Here is a 22091-nt window from a genome sequence, read left to right on the forward strand (position 1 = left end):
TTCATGGAGCGTGTCCCAGTCGGCGTGCGTTCCGACGCCGAAGGCGTCGACTCAGCTGCCTCGGAGCCGACCGGTGCGTGCCGGCCACAAGCCCGCACACTGCATGCCCTGATCGAGGCGACCGCCGAGCGCGTGCCCGACGCCGCCGCCGTCAGCGCCAACGGAGTGTCGCTCACCTATGCGCAGCTCGTCACCCGAGCTCGTCGGCTCGCCCTGGAGCTCGTGCGTGCCGGCGTCGAGCCGGATGATTTCGTCGGGGTGACCGTCGACCGTTCGGTCGACGCCGTAGTGGCCCTCCTGGGCCCGTTATTCGCAGGGGCTGCCTACATCCCGATCGCCGCGGACCTGCCCAAGGACCGCATCCGCCTGATCGCCTCCGACGCCGCGTTGCGGATCGTCACCGGCGTGGATGCTGCAGTCGCGAACGCTGCCGGTTCGGCGTTCGTGCCCGTCAATGCCCCGTCGGATGCCGTTTCCGCCGCGGCGGAAACGGAGGTCTTGCCCGAAATTCATCCTGATCAAGCGGCATATGCAATCTTCACCTCGGGCTCGACGGGACGCCCCAAGGGCGTCGTGATCTCCCACCGATCGGCGGTCGGTTCGACCATGGCCCGGTTCGATGTCTATCCCGAGCCGTCCGTTTACGCAGTGCTCGCACCGCTGACCATCGACGCCGCCGTCGCTGGCCTCTACTTCACGTTGGCTGCGGGCGGTCGAGTGGTGCTCCCGGACGAGGAGGAGATTCGCGACCCCCAACTGCTCGCCGACTGTCTCGTCACGCAGCGAGTCAGCCACCTCGACGGACTCCCGGCGCAGTATGCCGCGTTGCTGCGGTTCCACCCCGAGGCCGCGGCGGGCCTGCGGTGCGTTATCGTCGGTGGCGAGGCGCTGCCTCGACCCTTGGCACAGCAGCATCTCGCCGAGGTTCCGGGCGTCGAGCTATACAACGAGTACGGCCCGACTGAGAGCACCGTGTGGGCGACCACGCACCGGTGCACGGATACTGACCCCGGCCCGCACGTCCCGATCGGCCCGGCGGTCGCCGGTCTGCGGACACAGGTCTTAACCGACGAGCTGCTACCTGCCGCCGTCGGCGAGATCGGCGAGATCTGGCTCTCCGGGCCGGGGCTCGCCCGCGGCTATCTGGCGCGGGCGGCACTGACCGCGGAACGCTTCACCGCGCATCCCGATCCTCGGTACCCGGGCGAACGCATGTATCGCACAGGCGACTTGGGGCATGTCGACGAGCTGGGTGAACTGGTCTACCACGGCCGCTCTGACCACTTGGTCAAGGTACGCGGCTTCCGCGTCGAACTCGGCGAGATCGAGGCCCGCCTCCGGGAACATCCCGGCGTACTGGATGTCGTGGTGGTCCCGCACATCGGCGTCACCGGCGTCCGGCTGGTCGCCGTGACCGTGCTGGCCCTCGACGCCGCAGTGGGTGTACGCGAGTTGTCTGCGTTCGCGGCCGACCGGCTGCCCGCCTACATGCTACCTGCCCTGTGGCGTCAAGCCGACGCATTGCCCGTTGCTGCGGGCGGCAAGGTCGACCGACCGCGCCTGCAGGCCGAGGCGACCACGGTGGGGAACGCTCTGCCCGTGCAATACACCGACCAAGCCCCGATGGACCCGAGCGGGTCGCTGTGCCACCCGTCGGGATGGAAGAAGACAGAAGCGGAGGTCTGACACCCATGAACAACCGTGCCGACGAGGTGAACCTGCCCCGGCAGGACGGTGCACAGTCGAGCGGCGCCGGTGACGACTTGCCCACGCTTGTGCTGTCCCTCGCGAACGAACTGCTCGAGCGGACCGACGTAGCCCTCGACGAGGACTTCTTCACGGCCGGTGGCGACAGTGTCCTGGCAATGCACCTCGTTGGTCATCTGGCTCGCCGGACCGGCGTCGGGCTGCGGGTGTCGCTGCTGTTCAGCCACCCTGTGCTGCGGGAGTTCACGGAGCAGGTCGACCAGCGGCGATCGGAGGCAGCCGCGGCTGCTCCTGCTGCTCCGGCCGGAGCGCTGGCTGCCGCACTGGACGCTCGGAGGTCCACCGGTGCGATGTGAACTCGAACCGCGCCAGGCAGGCCTGGTAGCCGAGGTCGACGAGGCGCTCGACGCCCTTGGCCCTGACGCGGGCGTCCGGGAGTCCTTCAAGGCACTGGGCACCGCGCGATTGCTGGCCGTCCACTACCCCGCCGAGTACGGGGGCCGCGGGCTCACCGTGGCCGACCACGCAACGGTGTCGGAACGCATGGGGCTGAGGGGCCTGCCGGATGTGGCCCATCTGATCACGGTTCAGGGCGTCGGCTGCCCCATCCTGACCTTCGGCACCGACGCCCAACGTCGGCACTGGCTTCCCGAGATCACCTCCGGGCGTTTGCTCGCCAGCCTGTTGTTGTCCGAATACGGCGCCGGAAGCGACCTGACGCGCATCACCACCAGCGCCATGGCCGACGGTGGCGGCTGGCGTATCAGCGGCCGCAAGACCTGGAGCCTGTTGACCGAATGGTCGCAGATCGCGCTCTGTTCGGTACGCACCCGACAGGGAAATAGCCGCTACGACGGGATCTCCCTCTTCCTGGTCGACCTTAACGACCCGGGCGTGCGGATCAACCCGATGCCGCGCGCCGCCGGTGAGCCCTACAACGAGGTGACGCTGGACGACGTCCGCGTCTCCGGCGACGCGCTCGTCGGCGAGCTGCACAAGGGCTGGGCGCTGCTGCCCACCGTGATCGGCTTTGAGCGCGGCGGCTTCGACTATCTGACCCGTGCCCAGTCCTGGCTGGCCGCGGCCGCGGCTGAATTGGGCGCACTGCCGTGCGCAGAACAGGAGGCGCTGGCGGCAGACTTCGCACGTTGCGAGTTCCTGGTCGATAACGCCCGCGCGCTCGCCTACCACGCGGTGGCCACTGCCGAAGGTCTGGAGACCAACGAGATCGTCACCGCCTACGCCAAGCTCGCCAGCGGCATGGCCGCTCAGGCCGTGACACGTTGGGCCGGCGAGGAACTGCTGTCCGTCTCCGACGGCGAGGACGGCCCGCATCGCAGGCTGCTGCGCGCGGCGGTGGTCGAAGCCCCAGAGCTGACAGTCTCCGGCGGTGCGCAGGAACTCCAACTCGACCTCATCGCGGAAGAACGCCTGATCGGCAGGACGATCCGGTGAACCTCGAACTCGACGCCGTCCAGCAGCAATTGATCGATGCGGTCGCCAAGAGCGAGGCGGAAGCGCCCGCCGAGGCCTCGGGCTGGGACGTGCTTGACACCGTCGGCCTGTCCGAGCTGCTGGCCCCCGAACCCGGCGCACGGCCGATCCTCGGCACCCTGGAATGGTGTCTGATTCTCGAGGAGTTGGGTGCGGGCTGCCGTTCCCACACGCTCGTGCTGTCGGTACGGACTCTCGTCGACGTGTGCGCTGAGGCGGGTGAGCGGACCGCCGCCGGCGAGGCATTCCGGACCTGGGTGAGCCACCACCGCACGGCGCCGGGGGACGATACCGCCCTCGTGCAGCGTGCCGGGGACGGCGTGTGGCGAATCGCTTACCCACTCCGTACGGCCCTTCCCGGCGAGATCACCCTTGATGCCTCCACCGCGAAGGCCATGGACGACCGTGAGCTGCTGCTTATCGCCGCGTACGCCTGCGGCGTGGCACGGCGTTGCCTGGAAGTGGCACAGGAACGGGCCGGGCAGCGTGTGGTCGCGGGGCGACGCCTCCTGGAGCATCAGGGCACCGGACACCGCATCGCGCGGTGCGCCGTAGACCTGACCATCGCCAGAGTGGGGCTGTGGCGGGCGGCGCACGGCGAGGACGAGGGTGAACGGGCCGGACATCGGGCCGAGGCCGCAGCGGCAGCTTGCGTCTCGGCGGCGTTGGACTGTGCGCACACTGTCGTCCAGGTTTTCGGTGCAGCCGGCACCAGTGACCCGGTTGTCGTGCGGTTGTTCCGTATGGCTTACTCGCTTCCGGCGGTGAGCGGCTCACCGCGCGCTCTGTGGCAGTCGGTTGGCGCCCGTCGGCTTCCTCCCCTGGTCTCAAGGTCCCCGACCTGAGCACCCTCAAGGAGCGGCCGGAGGATTTTCACCGGCTACTCGCGAAGCTGTTGGGCGTGGCATTACATGACACTGTGGCGGGCACCGAACCACCCTTGCCCAGGCTCGGGGGTCTGGCCAAGAATGTGAGTCGATCAAGAACCGGAGCGCTCTGGTTGACGCCAGTCCCGCGCATCCGCACGGCTGTTGAGATGCCTTCCGCTCGGAAGTGGCGAGGGAGCGTGTCGGCTTCACGCTCGCATGCATCGGCGGGAAGACCCGGACGACATGTGACCAGCTCCGTACCCTGTGCGCCTGACGGTACTCGACTTGCGCAACGCCACTCCGCGGCATCACACGAATCGGCCCTGTGCAGGGGCCCCAGGGGGCAATGCATGACACATGAGACACAGCTGCCCGAAGAGTCGGTGGCCATCATCGGCATGAGTGGCCGCTTCCCCGGGGCCGCGAGTATCGAAGAGCTGTGGCACCTGGTCCTCGAAGGGCAGGACGGGGCACAGCGGTACACGGACGGGGAACTGGCGGCAGCCGGAGTCCCCGAGGGCCTACTTAAGGACCCCCGTTATGTGAAGACGGGCTTCCCCTTGGAGGGCTTCGACCTCTTCGACTCCGAGTTCTTCGGGATCACCCCGGCCGAGGCCGAACTGACGGACCCACAGCAGCGGCTTTTCCTTGAGACGGCCTGGCAAGCCCTCGAACGCTCCGGTCATTCGCGCTCCCGCCACGACCGTACGGGCGTGTTCGCCGGCGCCTCCACGAACGCCTATCTCCTCGAGCGGATCGCGGAGAGCGGCCAGACCAGACAGGTCTCGGACGATCTCCAGGTGGCACTTGGCAACGACCCGGCGATGCTTGCCCTCCGAGTCTCGTACAAACTCGGGCTGACCGGGCCCAGCATCACCGTGCAGACCGCCTGCTCGTCGTCTCTGGTGGCGGTCCATCTCGCCGCGCAGTCCCTGCTCACCCGGGAGTGCGACCTGGCCCTGTCAGGTGGTGTCGCGGTGCGCACGTTCGAGCCGCGCGGCCATCTCTACGAGGACGGGGCGATCCTCTCGGCAGACGGCCGCTGCTGTCCGTTCGACGCGGCAGCAACGGGCAGTGTGCCAGGCAACGGCGTCGCCGTCGTGGTCCTCAAACGACTCGAGGATGCGCTGGTTGATGGGGATCATATCCACGCCGTGATCCGTGGCTCCGCGGTAAACAACGACGGCGCGGCGAAGGCCGGCTTCACCGCTCCGTCGCCACGTGGACAGACGGCGGCGATCGCCGAGGCGATGGCGGTCGCCGGGGTCTTCCCCAACACTGTCGCCTACGTCGAGGCTCACGGCACCGCTACCGAACTGGGCGATCCCATCGAGATCCAGGCCCTGAAGGAGGCGTTCGGCCCAGATGTGCTGCCTGGCACGGTCCACGTGGGGTCGGTCAAGTCGAACGTCGGGCACCTCGATGCGGCGGCGGGTGTCACCGGCCTGATCAAGGCGGTGCTGGCCCTGGAACACGGGGTGATCCCCCCCACTGCCCATTTTCGGACCGCGAATCCCCGGCTCTCGCTCGACACCACCCCGTTCCGGGTCGACGCCGAGCCGACCGCGTGGCCCGTCATCGGTCACCCGCCACGTGCCGGCGTCAGCGCCTTCGGAGTCGGCGGCACCAACGCCCACGTGGTCCTGGAAGCCGCTCCGGCATCCGAGTGCCCCGGCGCCGCAGCACCCGATGACTGGCATGTCCTGCCGGTATCGGCCCGCACGCCGCAGGCGCTGGCCACGACGGCCACGGACCTGGCCGAGACGCTGGACTCCACGGCAAGCGCCTCCGCCGATCTCGGCGACGTCGCGTACACGCTGCAGTGCGGCCGTACCGTCTTCCCGCACCGTCAGGTGGTGGTGGCCAACCACCGGTCGAACGCTGCCGCTGGACTCAGGCGCCCGGCTGGAGCGCCGGCCGTGGCCGCCCCCGAGCAGGCTCCCGCCGTGGTGTTCCTCTTCCCCGGGCAGGGTAGCCAGTACGAGGGCATGGGCAGGCAGCTCTACCAGGCCGAACCCATCTTCCGCGCCGCCTTCGACCGCTGCGCCGGGCTTCTCCTGCCCCACCTCGGCAGGGACATCCGGGACGTAGTACTCGGCTCTGGCGAGGAGGCGAAGGAGCGGCTGCGGCAGACGCTGCACACCCAGCCGGCCGTCTTCAGTCTCGACTACGCCCTCGCCCAGTTGCTCTTATCGTGGGGTGTGCATCCCACCGCGATGACGGGCCACAGCATCGGTGAATTGGTCTCGGCCTGCCTCGCGGGGGTGTTCTCCCTGGAGGGCGCGTTGCGCGTGGTGGCCGGCCGGGCTCAGCTGATGCAGGATCTAGAGCCGGGCAGGATGCTCTCCGTGCCCCTCGACGAGGCATCGCTTACGGCGTTGCTGAACGGTCGCGGGACCGTTGCGGCGGTCAACGCCCCCGCCTCCTGCGTCGTCGGCGGAACCCTCCAGCAGATGGCGGAGGTACAGGCGGAGCTGGCGGCACGGGGCATCGCCGTCCGGGAACTGGAGACCTCGCACGCTTTCCACACGCCCTTGGTCGAGCCCGCGCTGCCGGGGCTTGCTGAGGTGCTACAGGAGATACCGCTGGGCAAGCCGGACATCCCATTCCTGTCCAACGTGACTGGTACCTGGATCACCGACGAGCAGGCCACCGACCCCGCGTACTGGGTCGCTCACGCGCGGCAGCCGGTTCGTTTCTCCGACGGGGTGAGTGCCCTCGGGGAGCTGGGACCAGCCGTCCTGGTGGAGGTCGGGCCGGGTAGCCAGCTGAGCGGCCTCGTACGGGTGCGTCAGGAATCCACGCCTGTGGTGGGCCTTCTGCGCCGCCCGCGCGAGCGGGACTCCGAGCACGAGTGCCGGACGGTGCGCGAGGGCCTGGGCGAACTGTGGCGTCTCGGCGTGCCCGTGGACTGGCAGGCGCTGCACCCGTCGGGGACCCGTCGCCGGGTATCGCTGCCCGTCTCCTCCCTGCAGCGGCGCAGGCATCTCCTGCCCAGGCCGTCCCGGACGCCCGGCACGGCGGGCCGGAGGGACCCGGCCCGCTGGACCTACGCTCCCGTTTGGCACCTGACGCCCCCGCCGTCACCCGCCGCCTCCATGGATCAGCTCAGCTGGCTGGTGCTCGCCGACGACCACGGCCTCGCCGACGAACTGATCGGCCGGCTCCGCGCGGAGGGCCACACGGTGACGACCGTATACGCGGCCTCGGCGTATACGCGTCCATCGGATGACACCTTCACCGCCGACCCTGCTGATCCAGGCCATCTCTTCCGTGTCATCGACGAGTTGAGGAGTTCGGAGTCGCTTCCCCAGCGCGTGCTGCACGCGTGGGGCATCACCGTCGGTGCCCCGGACGGACAGGACGGCGCACTCCGGTACGCCCTTGCCCTCGACGCTGGCTTCCACAGCCTGGTTTCCCTGGTACAGGCACTCGACGAGAGCGGTGATACGCCCGCGGTCCGAGTCGACGTACTGACGAACGACCTGCGGGACGCGCAGGGCACTCCGGTCATCGCGCCCGAGCGTGCCACGGTGTACGGCGCGGTCACTGTGCTGCCCCAGGAGTACCCCTGGCTGACCTGTCGTAGCGTGGACGTCACTCTGCCCCGTGCCGGGGCGCACCGCTCCCGGCTTGTCCCGAAGCTGCTCGGCGAACTGACATCCCCGCAGGCCGACACCGTCGTCGCATACCGCGGGGCGCAGCGCCTGCGGTGCGCCTTCGCCCCCGTCGCGCTGGAGCCGGTGTCCCGCGCCCAGGCCTGGCCGCAGGGGGGATACCTCGTTACGGGCGCCTGCGGGGAGGCCGGCCTGGCCTTCGCCGAAGAACTTGCGAGCGCCAGTGCCCGGTTGCATCTGGCGGTGAGCCCGGACTTTCCCGCACCGGAGACCTGGCAGGACTGGATGTCGGGCGCCACGGGTGACGACGAGGGCGTACGCGACCGCATCCGCCGTCTGACCGCCCTCCGCGTCGGCCGCTCGAAGGACATCGTGTACACGACCACCGACATCACCGACGCCGATGCGCTGACCTGCCTGGTCGCCGGGGCCCGGGAGCACCTGGGGTCCCTCCGCGGTGTACTGCACTGCGCGGACCACCGCAGCTCCGGCCTGGCGGCGCTCAAGTCGCGGGACGACTTCGCTGGCGTTCTGGCGGCGCGGGTGAAATCCACTCTGCTGCTGGATGAGCTCCTGCGCGCCGACGACCTCGACTTCTTTCTGATCAGCTCGGCGATCACCGGGATCGTGGGTGGCTTCGGCCAGCTGGAGAACGCGGCTTCGGCGGCGTTTGCGGATGCCTTCGCCCACGCGGGGGCGGCGACCGGGCGGCGGACGCTGGTCGTCGACTGGGCGCAGTGGGAGTGGGACGACTGGTTCGAGCGGCAGATGTCGGGCCTGCCAAACGTGCGCGACACCTACGAGCGGCTGCGGCGCCAACGGGGCATCCCGGTAGCCGAGGGCGTGGCCATCGCCCGCGCGGCACTCACTGGTGGACCCCCGCAGGTCGTGGTCTCTACGGTCGACTTCCAGGATGTGCTCGCCGAACAGGCCGAGCTGACCGCCTCGTCGTTCACCGACTCGCTCGGAGCCTCCCGCCCCGGCTCCACCGGCTCGGACTGGGACCCGGCCACGGTCTGGCCGGACGATGAGCTTGCCCAGTCGGTGGCACGGGTATGGAACGACATGCTCGGTGTGTCACCCATCGGCCCGGACGACGACTTCTACGAGCTGGGCGGCAACTCCCTGTTCGCCATCCAGATTGTGAGCCGTCTGCGGCAGGAGTGCGGCGACTTTCCCATGAGTACCGTCTTCGAGGCACCGACCGTTGACGCCCTTGCCGCCGCCATTCGCGCACACCAGGCGGAAGCCATGGGCCTCGACAAATTCGAGGCCCTGTTGAGAGAGGTGGAGAGCCTGTCCGCCGAAGAGGCCGAGGCACGGCTCAAGGACGGCGATGTCTGACACCACAGGGGCCCGCAGAGGGCTGCACGAGCGGCTGACTTCATTGACGCCCAGCCAGCGCGCCGTACTGGAGGCATCCATGCGCCGAACCAACGTCCAGGTGCCCACGGAACTGGAGGGAGGCCAGGAACCAGGCCGGACACCCGCGGTCGTACGCCGCCGTGGCCGCCGGGCGGACAGCACCATGGAGTTCAGCCTGTTCTTCTTCTCGGGGGATGGCACCGTGGACGGCCCCGGGAAATACCAGCTGCTGCTCGACTGCGCGAAGTATGCGGACCAGGCCGGATACACGGGAATCTGGGTGCCCGAGCGACACTTCGTGGACTTTGGTGGCCTCTACCCCAACCCGTCGGTGCTTGCTGCCGCGATCGCCGTACTGACCGAACGCATTGAGATCCGCGCGGGCAGCGTGGTGTTGCCCCTGCACCATCCGGTCCGGGTGGCCGAGGAATGGGCAGTCGTCGACAACCTCTCCGGCGGTCGGGCGGCGATCTCAGCCGCCTCCGGATGGCATCCCGACGACTTCCTGCTGGCACCGGGAGACGGCGGACGGCGCTACAAGCGGCGCAGGGACGAGATGTTCGAGTCGATGGCCACCATCCAGCAGCTGTGGGCCGGGGAGACGGTGGACTTGGCCCGCGCCGACGGATCGCCGCAGCAGGTGCGCACCCTGCCCCGGCCGCTGCGGCCCAGGCTGCCGACGTGGGTCTCGGCCCAGGGCAGCATCGACACCTTCGAGCGCGCCGGAGCGGTGGGCGCGAACATCCTCACCGGGCTCGTGGGACAGCGCACCGCGGATCTGAAGGACAAGATCGCGGCATACCGGGACGCCAGGCACGAAGCCGGCCATGACCCCGACGACGGCAGGGTGACCACGATGGTGCACACCTTCCTCGGTGCGGACGATGAAACCGTCAAGGAGACCGTCCGCACGCCCCTGACCGGCTACCTCAAGACCTTCCTCGCCCAACAGGACAGCTTCGGTAGCGCCTTCTCCACGCTCAGTGCCGCCGAGCGGGAAGCCATGCTCGCCGTCACCTTCGAGCGCTACTTCGCCACGACGACGCTCCTGGGCACGCCGGACAAGTGCGAGTCCCTGATCGAGGACCTGGTCGACCTCGGCGTTGACGAGGTCGCCTGCCTGATCGACTTCGGCCTTGCCCCAGAGCAGGTGAGGGAGGGGCTCGGTCATCTCACCGACCTCGCGAACCGGTACCGGCGCACGCCGGAAGGAGAAGAGTCGTGACTGATCTCTCGGCCCGTTTGACAGACCTCACCCTGGCCCAGCGAGCCCTGCTGGACCGGCGGATGCGGGTGCGCAACCAGGCGTCCGCAGCGTCGGACCGGATCCTCGCCCGGCAGACGAACCACCGCATTCCCCTCACTGTGGACCAGGAACGGATCTGGCTTTTCCACCAGTTCGACCCCAAGGCACCGGTCTACAACGTGTACTTCGCCTTACGGCTGTGCGGCGAGCTGAACCGCGGCGCCCTGCAGCGGGCGGTGGACGCCTTCGTTCGCCGTCACGAGGCGGTACGCACCACCTTCGAACAGGAGAGTGCCCGGCCGGTCCAGGTGGTGCACGATGGCATGTCCGTAGCCGTCACCGACTGGGACCTGCGCTCGGTAGCGACCGAGCGCCGCGAGGAAGAGATGACGCGGCTTGCGGGCGAACGCGTGCGCACGGCATTCGACCTGACCCGTGGACCGTTACTGCGGATGGATCTGCTCCGCCTGGCCGAACGGGAGCACGTCCTAGTCGTCACGATCGACCACTTGGTCTGGGACCGTCACTCGATGGGCATCTTCCAGCGAGAGCTCGCCGAGTCCTACACGGCGTTCGCCGCGGGCCGGGAGCCCGAACTCCCCGAGATCGAGGTGCACTACCCGGACTACGCTCTGTGGCAGCCACAGTGGCTGCGCGAGGAGGTCCGGCGGAAGCAACTGCCATACTGGAAGAGCCAACTGGCCGGCTCTGACTTCGTCCTGGAACTGCCCATCGACCAGCCTCGGCCGCCGGTGCAGACCTTCAATGGGGCGCGCCACCCTTTCGAGCTCGGCGCCGAGTTGAGCGAGGCGGTCCGGGAGCTGGCACGGCGCGAGGACGTCACCGTCAATGTCGCGCTGCTGGCGGCATGGCAGCTGCTGCTCCACCGACTCAGCGGGCAGGAAGACATCGTGGTCGGCACCACGTCGTCCACCCGCAGTAGGCCGGAGACCGAGCCGATGATCGGGTACTTCCTGACGATGCTGCCCTTGCGCACTCAGATCCGATCCGATATGCGGATCAGGGATCTCCTTCGGGCGACCCGGGCGACCATGATGGGCGCCTTCGACCACCACGATATTCCCTTCGGCACGCTGCTTGACGAGCTGGACCTGGCGCGGGATCCAAGCCGGGCGCCCATATACCAGACGTCCTTCATCCTCGTGGACTTTCACGAGGAGGAGATGACCATGGCTGGACTGGACGCGCGGGAGATCGTGCTCGACAACTGCACGGCCAAGGACGACATCTCGCTCGGCTTCTTCGACAACCGGTCCCAGGGCATCGGGCACTTTACCGGCCTGCTCGAGTACAACACGGACCTGTTCTCGCGGAACACGGTGATCCGCATGAGTCGACAGGTCGAACTGATCCTGGAACAGATGACCGCCGATCCCGACACGGCAGTAGGCGATGTGTCGCTGATCGGTCCGGAGGAGGCTCAGCGCCTGCTCGTCCGGTGGAACAACACGGAGACCGATCGCGAGGCTGACCTCTGCCTGGAGGATCTCGTCGCCCGCCAGGCCAAGGCGACACCGGAGGCGGTGGCCGTGTCCTGCGGGCAAGAGCACCTCACCTACGCCGAACTAGTGGACCGCGCGGGCCGGCTCGCGAGCCATCTCCAGCACGAGGGTGTCGGTCCCGAGACGGTGGTCGGCGTCTGTCTGGACCGCTCGGTTGACCTGGTGGTGGGCCTGCTGGGCGTCCTGATGTCCGGCGGAGCGTATCTTCCGCTGAACCCCCGGCATCCACGGGAGCGGCTCGCTGCCATGGTCTCCGACGCAGGGGCGCGCCTGGTGCTGTCCCGGTCCGAGGCAGCCGACGCGCTGGCCGCCTGTCCGATCCTGCGGGTCGAGCTGGACACCGACGCGCCGGAGATCGCGGCGCGGCCGAATACACCGCGGCGCCCGGCTGTCGGTGGTGAGCGCCTCGCCCAAATCATCTACACCTCGGGGTCGACGGGGCAGCCCAAGGGAGTCGAGGTCACGCACCGTAATCTGCTGAACGTGGTCTTGGCCGTCGCCGACGAGGTGGCTCTCACGCAGGCTGATGTTCTCACCGCCGTCACGCCCGTCACTTTCGACGTCGCCGGCATGGAACTGTACGGACCGCTGAGCAGGGGGGCCCGGGTCCATATCGTGCCCGAGGAGGTTGTCGCGGACGGCCGCAAACTCGCGGCGCTGCTGGCGGAGACCCACGCGACCGTCATGGCGGCGACCCCCGCCACCTGGCACCTTCTGGTGGAGGCGGGCTGGCGCAACACCGGCTTGCGGGCCCTCGTGGGAGGTGAGGCGCTTCCTCCCTCGCTGGCCGAGCGCGTCGTCCGGGAGCCGGGGCGGACCTGGAACGTCTACGGGCCGACCGAGACGACCATCTACTCCACCGCCCACCGGCTGGACAGCGGCACGGAGCCGGTCTCCATAGGCCGTCCGCTGGCCAACACGCGGGTGTACGTACTGGACGAGCGCATGCGTCCAGTTTCGGTCGGCGTTCCCGGCGAGCTGTACATCGGCGGTGACGGCGTGGCCCGCGGCTACCGCAATCGCCCCGCCCTCACAGCCGAGCGGTTCGTACCCGATCCGTTCGGTGTACAGCCTGGCGCGCGGCTGTACATGACCGGGGACAAGGTCAGGTACCGCGAGGACGGGACACTGGTCTTTCTCGGCCGTGACGATGGGCAGGTGAAGCTCCGCGGCCACCGGATCGAGCTGGGGGAGATCGAGGCCAGGCTGGCCTCGCATCCCGGGGTGCGTCGTTCGGTGGTGCTGCTGCGCGAGGACCGGGTGGGTGACAAGAGGCTCGTCGCGTATACCGAGTGTGTGCAGGGTGCTCCGCCCGACGCGGAACTGCGGGCGCATCTGCGCATGTTCCTGCCGGATTACATGATCCCCGCGCAGTTCGTGAGAGTCGATGGCTTCCCGCTCAACTCCAGCGGGAAGATCGACCGACGCTGCCTGCCCGCTCCGGCCGCCGAGCGGGACGGTGCTCTCCACGCACCGCCGCGGGACGACGTTGAATGTGCGGTGGCCAGGATCTGGGAGGAGGTCCTCGGGGTCCGTCCGATCGGGCTGCACGACAGATTCTTCGACGTGGGCGGCCATTCCCTGTTGGCTCTGCGCCTGATGGCCGAGCTCGAAAAGTGGTTCAACCAGCGGCTGCCGGTGGCGGCCCTCTTCCAGGGCGCCACCGTGGAACGGATCGCGAACACGGTGCGGGAGGGCTGCCGCGAGGACGGGAGTGTCCATCTGGTGCGGCTCCGCGGGGGCAGTGATAGGACACCGGTCTTCTTCGCTCACCTGGCGAGCGGTGAGATCGGCTGCTACATGCCGCTCGCCAGCCTCGTCGAGCCCCAGGACCGCCCACTCTACGCCCTGGCCTCCCCGCTGCCGGTCGACCGCGCTCTGCCCTACGCGGACTTCGCCGAACGGGCCGCCGCCTTCGCCGCGGCAATCCGTGAGGTGCAGCCGCACGGCCCGTACACCCTCGTTGGCTGGAGTTATGGCGGACCGAACGCCCACGCTGTGGCCCACGAACTGGAGAAGGCCGGGGAGGCGACCGAGGTCGTCCTGATCGACAGCACTCCGCATCTGATCCCGGCCGGTCAGGAGCTGGAGGAGGCAGAAATCGTCGCGACCATCGCGATCAACCTGCGCGGGGAATACGACAACCGGCTCAAGCCCTTGGCCGAACTGCGTGAGATGACACACGAGGAGCACTGCGACTACCTGCTTGCCCTCGCACGCGGCTTCGGCCATCTGCCCGGCGACGCTGGGCGGGAACAGATACACGAGATCCTCGGGCTGTGGAGCGCCAACCTGCGGCTGCTGCAAACCCATCAGGCGTGTGCGACGCGGGGCACGGTGACGCTCGTCCGCGCTGCCGACGACGAGCGGGACGTGACGGACTCCTGGCGCGAGCTCAACGGGCAGCGTGTGGACGTACGGTCTGCCCCCGGCAACCACTACACGGTTCTGCGGGAACCCGGAATCCGTCAGGTCGCCGCGGTGATCAACGCGGTCCTGGCCAGCGCACCGAGGAGGGCACGATGACGACGGACCGCTCCTTCTTCCCGGCCGGCGTACGCTGGTGGCTTGAAGGCGAGTTGGCCGCCGGGCCGGACCAGCCCGCCGCCGGCGTTCCCTTCTCCGTGGCGATCGACGGGCCGCTGGACGTACCGGTGTTGGAGTGCGCCTTGGAGGACCTGGCGGCGCAGGACCCTGGAACAGGGAACGCGGTGGTCGGACAGCCGTTCCCACTCGACTACGCCGCATCGGACCCAGCTCGGCGCGAGAGGCTTGCAGCCGACCGGACCGCGGTGTTCGTACGCTCCCCGGGGCCGGCTGGACGGGAGCCGCCGTTGCGCGCAGAGCTGCTCCGCCTCGGCGAGCACCGTTTCCGGCTGCTCGTCGCCCCGCACAACGCCACGTCCGCCGATCCCTTCCTGTCCGAATTGGCCGCGGTGTACGAGAGGCTCGCCCGCGCGGCGTCCTCGGTGCCGGGCGGAACGCAGGAGGTCGTCGCGCGGGTCTGGGAGCAGGTCCTGGAGCGCCCAGTCGGCGCTACCGAGAACTTCTTCGAGGCTGGAGGGAACTCGGTGCAGCTCCTCCGGCTCCACGAGGGGCTGCAGACGGCACTGGGACGACGGGTGGAGCTCGTCGACCTCTTCCGGTACCCGACCATCCAGGCATTGACCGCCTTCCTCACCGCCGAACACGAGCAGGACGGGATCGCGACGGCTGGCAGCAGGGTGCAGGAGCACCGGACTGCGCTGCACCGTCTTAGCCGAAGGCGTGGCTTCGATGACGGCGGAGCGCGGCGTACCCCACCGCCGTGACGCCTGGCCCAGCCGGCCGTCCGCGTCCACCCACGTCGTGCCGTCGATGCCCTCGGACCGGTCGACGTCACCCAGAGAAAGCCGTGACCTGCTGGCGGCGCCTGGCTGAGTGGACTGAGGCCCGGGTGCGGCCCCGGCCCCGGCTACACGAGGTCCTCCTCGCCGAACTTCGCAGCGCGAACGCTCTGTACTTCTCCCGAGCGGCCGTCGACGGCTCCCGTATCCGGGCGCTAAGGGCGGCTCCAAGACCGGACGAAACCCGTTGACCGGGGCAAGAGAGGCAGCAAGCACCGTCTGATCACCGACGCCACCGGCATCCCGCCTGCCGCTACCCCTGAACGGTGGCAACCGCAACGACGTCACCTAGCCCCGGACTTCGCGGGTCACTGTTTCAGGTCTGTGGCCAGCGGGTTTGTCCGATGTCGGTGTCGAGTAGGTCGAGGAGGTGGAGTTGGACGCCGCGGGTGATTTGGACGGTGGGTGGGTCGGTGATGTTGCCGATCCGCAGGGTGAGTTCGCCGAGGTGGTAGAAGATCATGCGGCCGGTGGGGCGGACGCGGCGGTTGTCGGGGTAGAGGCCGCTCATGGTCTGCTTGGGGCCGAGCGCCCGTCTGACCTGCCGCTCGATCAGGCAGAAGACCAGCAGGGCCAGGCAGATGACCTGGATCAGGGCGGCAACGCGCCGGTTGTGCTGCACGAAGACCGGCGCGACCGCCAGCGGTCCCTTGAAGTCGTGGTAGCGGCGCTCGACCGCGCCTTGGCCTTTGTAGTGGATCAGGGCCTGCCCGGTGTCCGCCTGGTCGGCGGGGACGGACGTCAGCAGTGCGTACCAGCCGTCGACCGCAGCTTCGGCCTTCAGCACGCCGGTGTCGAAGTGCCAGGCCAGGACCGGGGTGCCGTCCTCGTTATCGGTGACGGTCCAGCGCAGACAAGAGGTGACACGGCGCTTGGCGGCAATGACACCGATCCGGGCGACGATCTTCTCCCGGGTCTTGTAGTGGCGTCCGCCGGCCGCAGCGGTGAGCTTGTTCAGGTCTTCGGCGGCCTTGGCCAGGCGTTTGTCCCGGGCGGCTTGCTGGCCGGCGGCGTTCGCGGTGGAGTGGACCAGGATCCGTCGCACGGTGAGCGGCGGATCGCTCTTGCGGGGCCCGGTCAGGGTGTGGGTGTCCTCCAGCACGCGGTAGGTCTCGCGGTGCTCGGCGGGCTTGCCCGCCTCCCGGTCCGGTGTCCAGTCCACGACGGTGGCCTGCGCGAGATCGACAGCGGCATAGACCTCGTCCTTGACCTGCACGGCCGGGGCCGGGGCGATGAACCGGACCCCGGCTGCCAGCAGGGCACGGACGTTGGAGTAGGAGACCAGCTTGGAGTCGGCGACCATCAGGAAGTCGCGCTCACCGGCCATGGCCCGCAGGTCCTTCATCGCACCGACGACCTGGCTGACCTCGGCCGCACCGCCGCCGAAGACCCGGGCATGGAGCGGGATGCCGCCGTCGGCCGACACCGCGAGCCCGGCCTGGACCTGCTTCAGATCGAAGCGCCGGTCCTTGGGATGCCCGTAGCCGATGACGGGGAAGTCCTCGTCCTGGCTCGCACCCGGGAAGGCCCCGTGCACGGACATGCTGGTCATGTCCCAGTGCATCCGGGCCACATCGATCCCGAACTCACCGATCGCCCGCGCCCCGACCGTGCCCGCGATGTGCTCCAGGTGCGGAGCGATCGCATCCAGTGCCCGGGCCAGACGATCATCGTTGAGTAGACCGGGCTCGATCCCGAAGACCTCCTCCACCGCCCAGCGCCTGGCCCAGTCCTCCACCCGCACCAGCGGCGCGGGCGACGTCAGCCGGTTGGCCACCAACGCCTCGATCACCTGCCCGTGTGTCACCAGCGCACTCGCGCCACCAGGACACACCTCGTCGACGATCCCGGCGACGTCCAGCCGGCGCAGAAACTCGGCAGCGACAGGCAGAGCGCCCAGACGCTTCTCCACCACGGACGTCACCGCCACTTCAAAGCGCTGACGCTGGGACCGTGGCCGCGGGGACCGGGAAGTCATCGACACACCCCACCCAACGCCACACCCCCGGCCCAGGACACCACCGGACCGGTCACACCATACGAATCAACGACCCGCGAAGTACGGGCCTAGCTGATCCCGTTCCTGCAAGCCGGGCCGCCGGTGCGGGGCAAACGTGGCCGGCCCCGGCGCTGCCCGGATGTGGTGCTGGGCGACCGCGGCTACGACTCCGACACGTACCACCGCCTGGTCCGAGATCTCGGTGTGAGGCCGCTGATCGCCCGCCGGGGCACCGAGTACGGTTCCGGACTCGGTGCCCAACGCACGTCGCCGTGATCGGCAAGCTGCCGCCGGCCTCGCCGTTTCGGGTGCGCAGGTGCTTATGGCTCTCCGTGGCTGGGGCGGACGAGGAGACCGCGGGGCCCTGGAGCTGACTGGTGAGGCTCTTGAGGCCTCGACGTATGGCGGGGAATCGCTCACACCGAGATCAAGCTGACGCCCGAGGGGCCCGCGTCATCGAGGTCAACGGCCGGGAACCTGGTCCGGGCCGACGGCTTGCTGGCCTGGATACGCCGGTCGTCGTCGCACCCGCGTGCCGGACCGGGTGTACTTCCACTACAGCTATCTGCCCCCGCCCGTGCCATGCCGCCCGGGGTCACCCGGTACTTCGCCGACGACCTCCTCCGCGGAGGCGTCAGTACCCTGCGCATGGACCACCTTCGGGGTGAAGCCCGCTGTTCACGAGAAGGCGGAAGGCCAACAGGAGCTGGACGGCTGCGTCGATGAGGAACGTGGACAGAGCGTGAGGCGGCGGGCAGATGGTGCGGCCTCACGCCTCCCACCAGCGCGAGGAAAACCCGGACAACAGTCTTCACCGCCAGGACCAGGCCGACCTGCTGACCGATCCGCTGACGTCCACGTCGACGGATGCCACGGCGTCGCCCTCTGGAGAGCGACTGGGCGGCCCAGAGCAGAGTGGATCGCAACCCGGCGACACGCCGGTTCGCCCTCGGCAAAGGGCGATTCAGGTGGCCGACGTCGGCGTGCCCGCTGGTCCGCCCGTCGCCGTGACGCCCTCGATGAAAGAGGACACGGCCTGCCAGACGGATTCGGGGCGCTCGACGGCGACGAAGTGCCCGCCGGGAACCGTCGCGCCGGTCACTTCCTCGCCCCAGTCGCGCCATTGGCGCAGTTCTGGTGACCCCAGGTTCTCGTCGTTCTCTCCGAAGACGACCAGGAAGGGCCGGCCCGTGTTCGTCCGCTCCGAAGGTAGAGCCGTGAGTACCTCGCAGTCCGCGCGCAACTGGGGCAGGAGCAGGTCCAGCATGTCCGCATCCTCGAAAAGAGCTGGCGGAATACGCCATGACGTCTTGAGCCAGTCCACGAACTGCGTGTCGGTCATGCCCGGCGGCAGGACCGGTGCCGGTGCGACAGGGGCCGGAGCGCTCACCGCGACGAAGCCAGCCACAGACGTTCCGAGGTCTTCGATCGCGCGCTGGGCGGCGAGCATCAGGGACGCCCCGCTACAGTTTCCGAGCAGGAACAGCGGTCCCGGTCCGCGCAGCGCGGCGGCGCTGCGGGCGATCTCCTCCAGATAGGTGTTGGCGTCGGAGACGACACCGTCCAGGAAACGGGTCTCGCGGCCGGTGAAGCGCACGATGCCGGTTCTCACCCACGGCGGTGACATCTGCTGCAACGCATAGAGGGACGAGACTCCGGATCCCGCGTGCGGAATGCCCAGCAGGGACACCCGATGCCGGGACACATCCCAGGGCTGTGCCGCCAGGATCTTGTTGATCGCGGCTCCTTCGTTCTGGGTCACGCGTTGCCTCCATCACCGTAAGGCGCCACCAGCTGCCGTAGAGCCGTCACGTGTTCCGCGGCGAGTTGTTCCAACAGGGAGGTTGAGGCCGGCCCCATGGCCCGCACCAGATACCGAGTGGGTCCGCCGGATGTCTCCGTGTGGCCAGCGACTTCGATGGTCAGCGGGAAGGTGTTCTCATCGAACTCCTCGCTGGACCGGATGGCTGAAGAAACCGAGTTCAGTACGTGGAAGTCAACATAGTTGAAGAGCACCGGCGGCAGGGCGTCCGGGGTCGATGACAGCTGTACGGACAACGGGGCGAACCGCGTTTCCAGCAACCGGCGTTCGGCGTCCCAGACGCGCTGCGCACATGCCTGCGCCGAGTCGTCCCGGCGGAGCCGGACTTCCAGCAGCCGCGGACGCACGAAAAAGCCGACACAGGTGTCCCCACCCGGCAGGTCGGGGCGTCCGGAGACCGGGATGCAGACGGTGTGCAGCAAGGCGGCGTCAGTCTGGGTCGCCCGCAGGTGAGCGGCGACGAACACTGTCTTCAGCGGGACACGCGCCGTGCGCGCGAAGGCCCTTGCCGCGCCGATCAGCTGATCGTCCAGGTGGACGCAGACCTCGTGAGTGGCACCGGTCGCCGTCACCGCCCACGCGAACAATGGCCGCAGGTTGGGACGAGCGGGAGCGGACGTGCCGACCGGCCTGGTCAGCGTGGCGATGTCACGCCTCTCCAGTTCCGGCAGAGCCGCCAGCACCCTCTGATGATCGGCGGCCAGGGTGGTCAGCTCGTCCGGCAGGCGGTGACCGAGGCACACGTCGTACAAGTCACGCAGCAGCACACTCAGGCTCCAGCCGTCCGAGACGACGTGATGGGCCACCACTGCCAGGGAGAAGAATCCGTCCTGGAGCAGCCCCACCCGAAAATGGAACAGCGGCTCGGCCGCGACATCCATGCGCTCGGCGCGCCGCTCCTCGATCCACCGGCGCGCACGCAGCATGCCCTCCTCGACGCTCTTGCCCCCGTCGTCGCAGCCGATCACGCTCATCGTTGTGTCTGTGGTGAGGTCGAGTTCGCGCCCGGGACGCTCCAGCCGAAGCCTGGCGCGCAGCACCGGATGGGCCGAGTGCAGCAGTCTGATCCCAGCCACGATGTCGTCCAGCGTGCCGGGAAGCTCGACGAGGTGCAGAAGTCCGTCCTGGTAGGCACCGGAGGATGCTTTCGACCAGTCGTAGATGATGCCCTGTTGAGCGCGTGTGAGGGGCAGCACGCGTGCCGGGGGCTCGGCGGGGGTGTTCTGCGTGGCTACAGACACGCCGGTGTTTCCGGAGCCTGGCGGCTCCGGGGCGCGCTGGTGCCACAGCCTGGCAAGTTCGTGCACCGTCGTCGTGGTGAACAGATCCCTGAGGGCGAGCCGTTCCCGCAGTCGCGGCGTGGTGGTGAAGACGGTCGCGGCCAGAATGCTGTCCCCGCCCAGGGAGAAGAAGTCCGCGTCCGGCTCGATCGTGTCGGCTTTCAGCGAAAGGACCTGCGCGAAGGCAGCCGTCAGGATCTGTTCGACGGTTTGCTCCCCCCAGGGCTCCTCAACTCCCGACCCGGCCGGCGCGTCGCTCCACGGTAGGGGCAGCCAGGCAGGGTCGAGCCTTCCGCTGACGGTCAGGTGGAGTCCGTCGACCGGGACGAAGTGGGAGGGGACGAGGTACGGCGGCACCAGCGCGCGGGTGCGCTCACGGAAGTACTGCATCGGCTGTTCGGCGGCGTCCTCGTCGGGCCACACGTACGCGACGAGACGGGGTTCGTGCAGTACGGGGTGTACCACGGCACGTACGACGGCGTCGCGCACCCCGTCAATACGGGAGACGGCGGCCGCGACCTCCTCCGGAGCGACGCGGTGACCGCTGATCTTCACCTGGTGGTCGGCGCGTCCGCAGTGGTGCAGTAGGCCGGTCCGGGGATCCACGCGGCCGAGGTCGCCGGAGCGGTAGACGCGCTCGGGAGCACCGCCCTCGCCCGGCAGGGTCACGAATGCCCGTGCGGTCGCCTCCGGGTCGTCGAGATAGTCGATCGCCAGTCCGTGTCCGCCGACAAACAGCTCGCCAATCCCGCCGGGTTCCACTGGAGTGCCTCCGGCGTCGCGCACGGTGACGCACCGGCCGGTTAGCGCGTGGCCGACCGGGACGTGTGGCTCGGCGAGCGAGTCCTCGTTCAGGACGTGGAAGGTCGAGTGCACGGTTGTCTCGGTGCTGCCGTACATGTTGACCAGACGCGGCGAGGCGAACCCGCGCATGCGTACCCAGGGTTCGACAATCGCCGAGGGCAGGCCCTCGCCGCCGAAGACGATGTGGCTGAGGTGCTCGCTCGACGTTGCCATGCCGAGCAGGCGGGCGTCAGTGGTGAGGCGCTGGAACGAGGAGGGGGTCTGGCTGAACACGTTGACCCGCTGCTCGACCACGAACTGGCACAGCTCCTCCGGGCCGACGTCCGTGCCCTCTTCGGGCACAGCGACACAGCCTCCTGTAAGCAGGGCACCCCACGTCTCCCAGGTGGAGTGGCCGACGCTCGGCGAGTGGGTCCAGCTCCACACCGCACCACGCGGGATGTCCAGGTCCTCCGTGGCCGCAGTGACGAGCTGGGCGACCGAGGCATGGTTGATCAGGACGCCTTTCGGCCTGCCGGTGGATCCGGACGTGAACATCGCGTACAGGCAGGCGTCGCCGTCGCCCGCGGGGGCCGTGTCCCGGTCCGGCGCGGAGCCCTCCACTGGCTTGACCTCGTCGAGGTGCAGCGTCGGGGTGCCCGTGCCGAGAACGGCGGCCCCGGCTTCGTCGACCACGAGGCACACGCAGGATGCCTCCTGCACGATGGTGTGCAGCCGCGCTGAGGTGTGCCGTACGTCGAGCGGAACGTAGGCCAGCCGCAGCGTGGCCGCCGCCAGCATTGCGCTGAGGAAGCCGGGACCAGGACGGGCCACGATGCCGATCCTGTCCCCTGGCACGACGCCGCGCAGCCGCAGAGCCGTCTCGACGGCGAGGGCAGCCTGCGCCAGCTCCTCGTAGGACGTCGTGCCCTGCGGCGTGCGCACGGCCGGGGCGTGGGGCGACGCAGAGACGTTCGCGTCGAACATGGCACTGAGGGTG

Annotated in this window: 11 protein-coding genes and 1 pseudogene; 9 read left to right on the forward strand and 3 right to left on the reverse strand. The window is 69.0% G+C overall.

The genetic code is table 11. The features are described from left to right. Positions 1 to 3: 3 nt before the first annotated feature. The 9 genes and pseudogenes from ACIQE0_RS36790 to ACIQE0_RS36830 form a co-directional block, all read left to right on the forward strand. Positions 4 to 1686: an amino acid adenylation domain-containing protein gene (locus ACIQE0_RS36790; protein WP_402340173.1), complete on the forward strand. Its 1683-nt coding sequence runs from the start codon at positions 4 to 6 to the stop codon at positions 1684 to 1686. Between the two features lie 5 nt (positions 1687 to 1691). Then, positions 1692 to 2063: an acyl carrier protein gene (locus ACIQE0_RS36795; RefSeq protein ID WP_402340174.1), complete on the forward strand. Its 372-nt coding sequence runs from the start codon at positions 1692 to 1694 to the stop codon at positions 2061 to 2063. Beyond that, complete coding sequence (locus ACIQE0_RS36800) at positions 2053 to 3162, forward strand: acyl-CoA dehydrogenase family protein (RefSeq protein WP_402340177.1); 1110 nt, start codon at positions 2053 to 2055, stop codon at positions 3160 to 3162. Before ACIQE0_RS36795 ends, ACIQE0_RS36800 begins: the two co-directional genes overlap by 11 nt. Continuing rightward, positions 3159 to 4046: an acyl-CoA dehydrogenase family protein gene (locus ACIQE0_RS36805; protein ID WP_402340180.1), complete on the forward strand. Its 888-nt coding sequence runs from the start codon at positions 3159 to 3161 to the stop codon at positions 4044 to 4046. The genes ACIQE0_RS36800 and ACIQE0_RS36805 overlap by 4 nt, the downstream gene beginning before the upstream one ends. A gap of 74 nt (positions 4047 to 4120) precedes the next feature. Further along, positions 4121 to 9031: a beta-ketoacyl synthase N-terminal-like domain-containing protein gene (locus ACIQE0_RS36810; protein ID WP_402340183.1), complete on the forward strand. Its 4911-nt coding sequence runs from the start codon at positions 4121 to 4123 to the stop codon at positions 9029 to 9031. Next, complete coding sequence (locus ACIQE0_RS36815; protein ID WP_402340186.1) at positions 9024 to 10277, forward strand: MupA/Atu3671 family FMN-dependent luciferase-like monooxygenase; 1254 nt, start codon at positions 9024 to 9026, stop codon at positions 10275 to 10277. Before ACIQE0_RS36810 ends, ACIQE0_RS36815 begins: the two co-directional genes overlap by 8 nt. A gap of 62 nt (positions 10278 to 10339) precedes the next feature. Continuing rightward, entirely contained in the window at positions 10340 to 14347 is a 4008-nt protein-coding gene (locus ACIQE0_RS36820; protein ID WP_402340189.1) for an amino acid adenylation domain-containing protein, read from the forward strand. Next, on the forward strand, positions 14344 to 15132 hold the full coding sequence (locus ACIQE0_RS36825) for a phosphopantetheine-binding protein (protein WP_402340192.1): 789 nt from the start codon (positions 14344 to 14346) through the stop codon (positions 15130 to 15132). Before ACIQE0_RS36820 ends, ACIQE0_RS36825 begins: the two co-directional genes overlap by 4 nt. An 83-nt stretch (positions 15133 to 15215) precedes the next feature. Further along, a pseudogene (locus ACIQE0_RS36830) lies at positions 15216 to 15496 on the forward strand (IS5/IS1182 family transposase); the annotation flags it as partial. A 27-nt stretch (positions 15497 to 15523) separates the two neighbouring features. On the opposite strand, the gene ACIQE0_RS36835 reads toward ACIQE0_RS36830, so the two are convergent. The 3 genes from ACIQE0_RS36835 to ACIQE0_RS36845 all read right to left on the reverse strand — a co-directional run bounded on the left by ACIQE0_RS36835 (position 15524) and on the right by ACIQE0_RS36845 (position 22078). Then, positions 15524 to 17122, reverse strand: a complete 1599-nt coding sequence (locus ACIQE0_RS36835; protein ID WP_402340195.1) for an IS1634 family transposase — start codon at positions 17120 to 17122, stop codon at positions 15524 to 15526. A gap of 1048 nt (positions 17123 to 18170) precedes the next feature. Next, complete coding sequence (locus tag ACIQE0_RS36840; protein ID WP_402340198.1) at positions 18171 to 18968, reverse strand: thioesterase II family protein; 798 nt, start codon at positions 18966 to 18968, stop codon at positions 18171 to 18173. After that, entirely contained in the window at positions 18965 to 22078 is a 3114-nt protein-coding gene (locus ACIQE0_RS36845; protein ID WP_402340201.1) for an AMP-binding protein, read from the reverse strand. The genes ACIQE0_RS36840 and ACIQE0_RS36845 overlap by 4 nt, the downstream gene beginning before the upstream one ends. Positions 22079 to 22091: the final 13 nt, after the last annotated feature.

The sequence above is a fragment of the Streptomyces sp. NPDC093097 genome (assembly GCF_044754325.1).
GTDB lineage: Bacteria > Actinomycetota > Actinomycetes > Streptomycetales > Streptomycetaceae > Streptomyces.

Excerpts from the sequence above, each read along its gene's own strand:
- ACIQE0_RS36845 (WP_402340201.1), bottom strand. The coding sequence starts at position 22,078 with ATGTTCGACGCGAACGTCTCTGCGTCGCCCCACGCCCCGGCCGTGCGC.
- ACIQE0_RS36825 (WP_402340192.1), top strand. The coding sequence starts at position 14,344 with ATGACGACGGACCGCTCCTTCTTCCCGGCCGGCGTACGCTGGTGGCTT.
- ACIQE0_RS36815 (WP_402340186.1), top strand. The coding sequence starts at position 9,024 with ATGTCTGACACCACAGGGGCCCGCAGAGGGCTGCACGAGCGGCTGACT.
- ACIQE0_RS36795 (WP_402340174.1), top strand. The coding sequence starts at position 1,692 with ATGAACAACCGTGCCGACGAGGTGAACCTGCCCCGGCAGGACGGTGCA.
- ACIQE0_RS36820 (WP_402340189.1), top strand. The coding sequence starts at position 10,340 with ATGCGGGTGCGCAACCAGGCGTCCGCAGCGTCGGACCGGATCCTCGCC.
- ACIQE0_RS36790 (WP_402340173.1), top strand. The coding sequence starts at position 4 with ATGGAGCGTGTCCCAGTCGGCGTGCGTTCCGACGCCGAAGGCGTCGAC.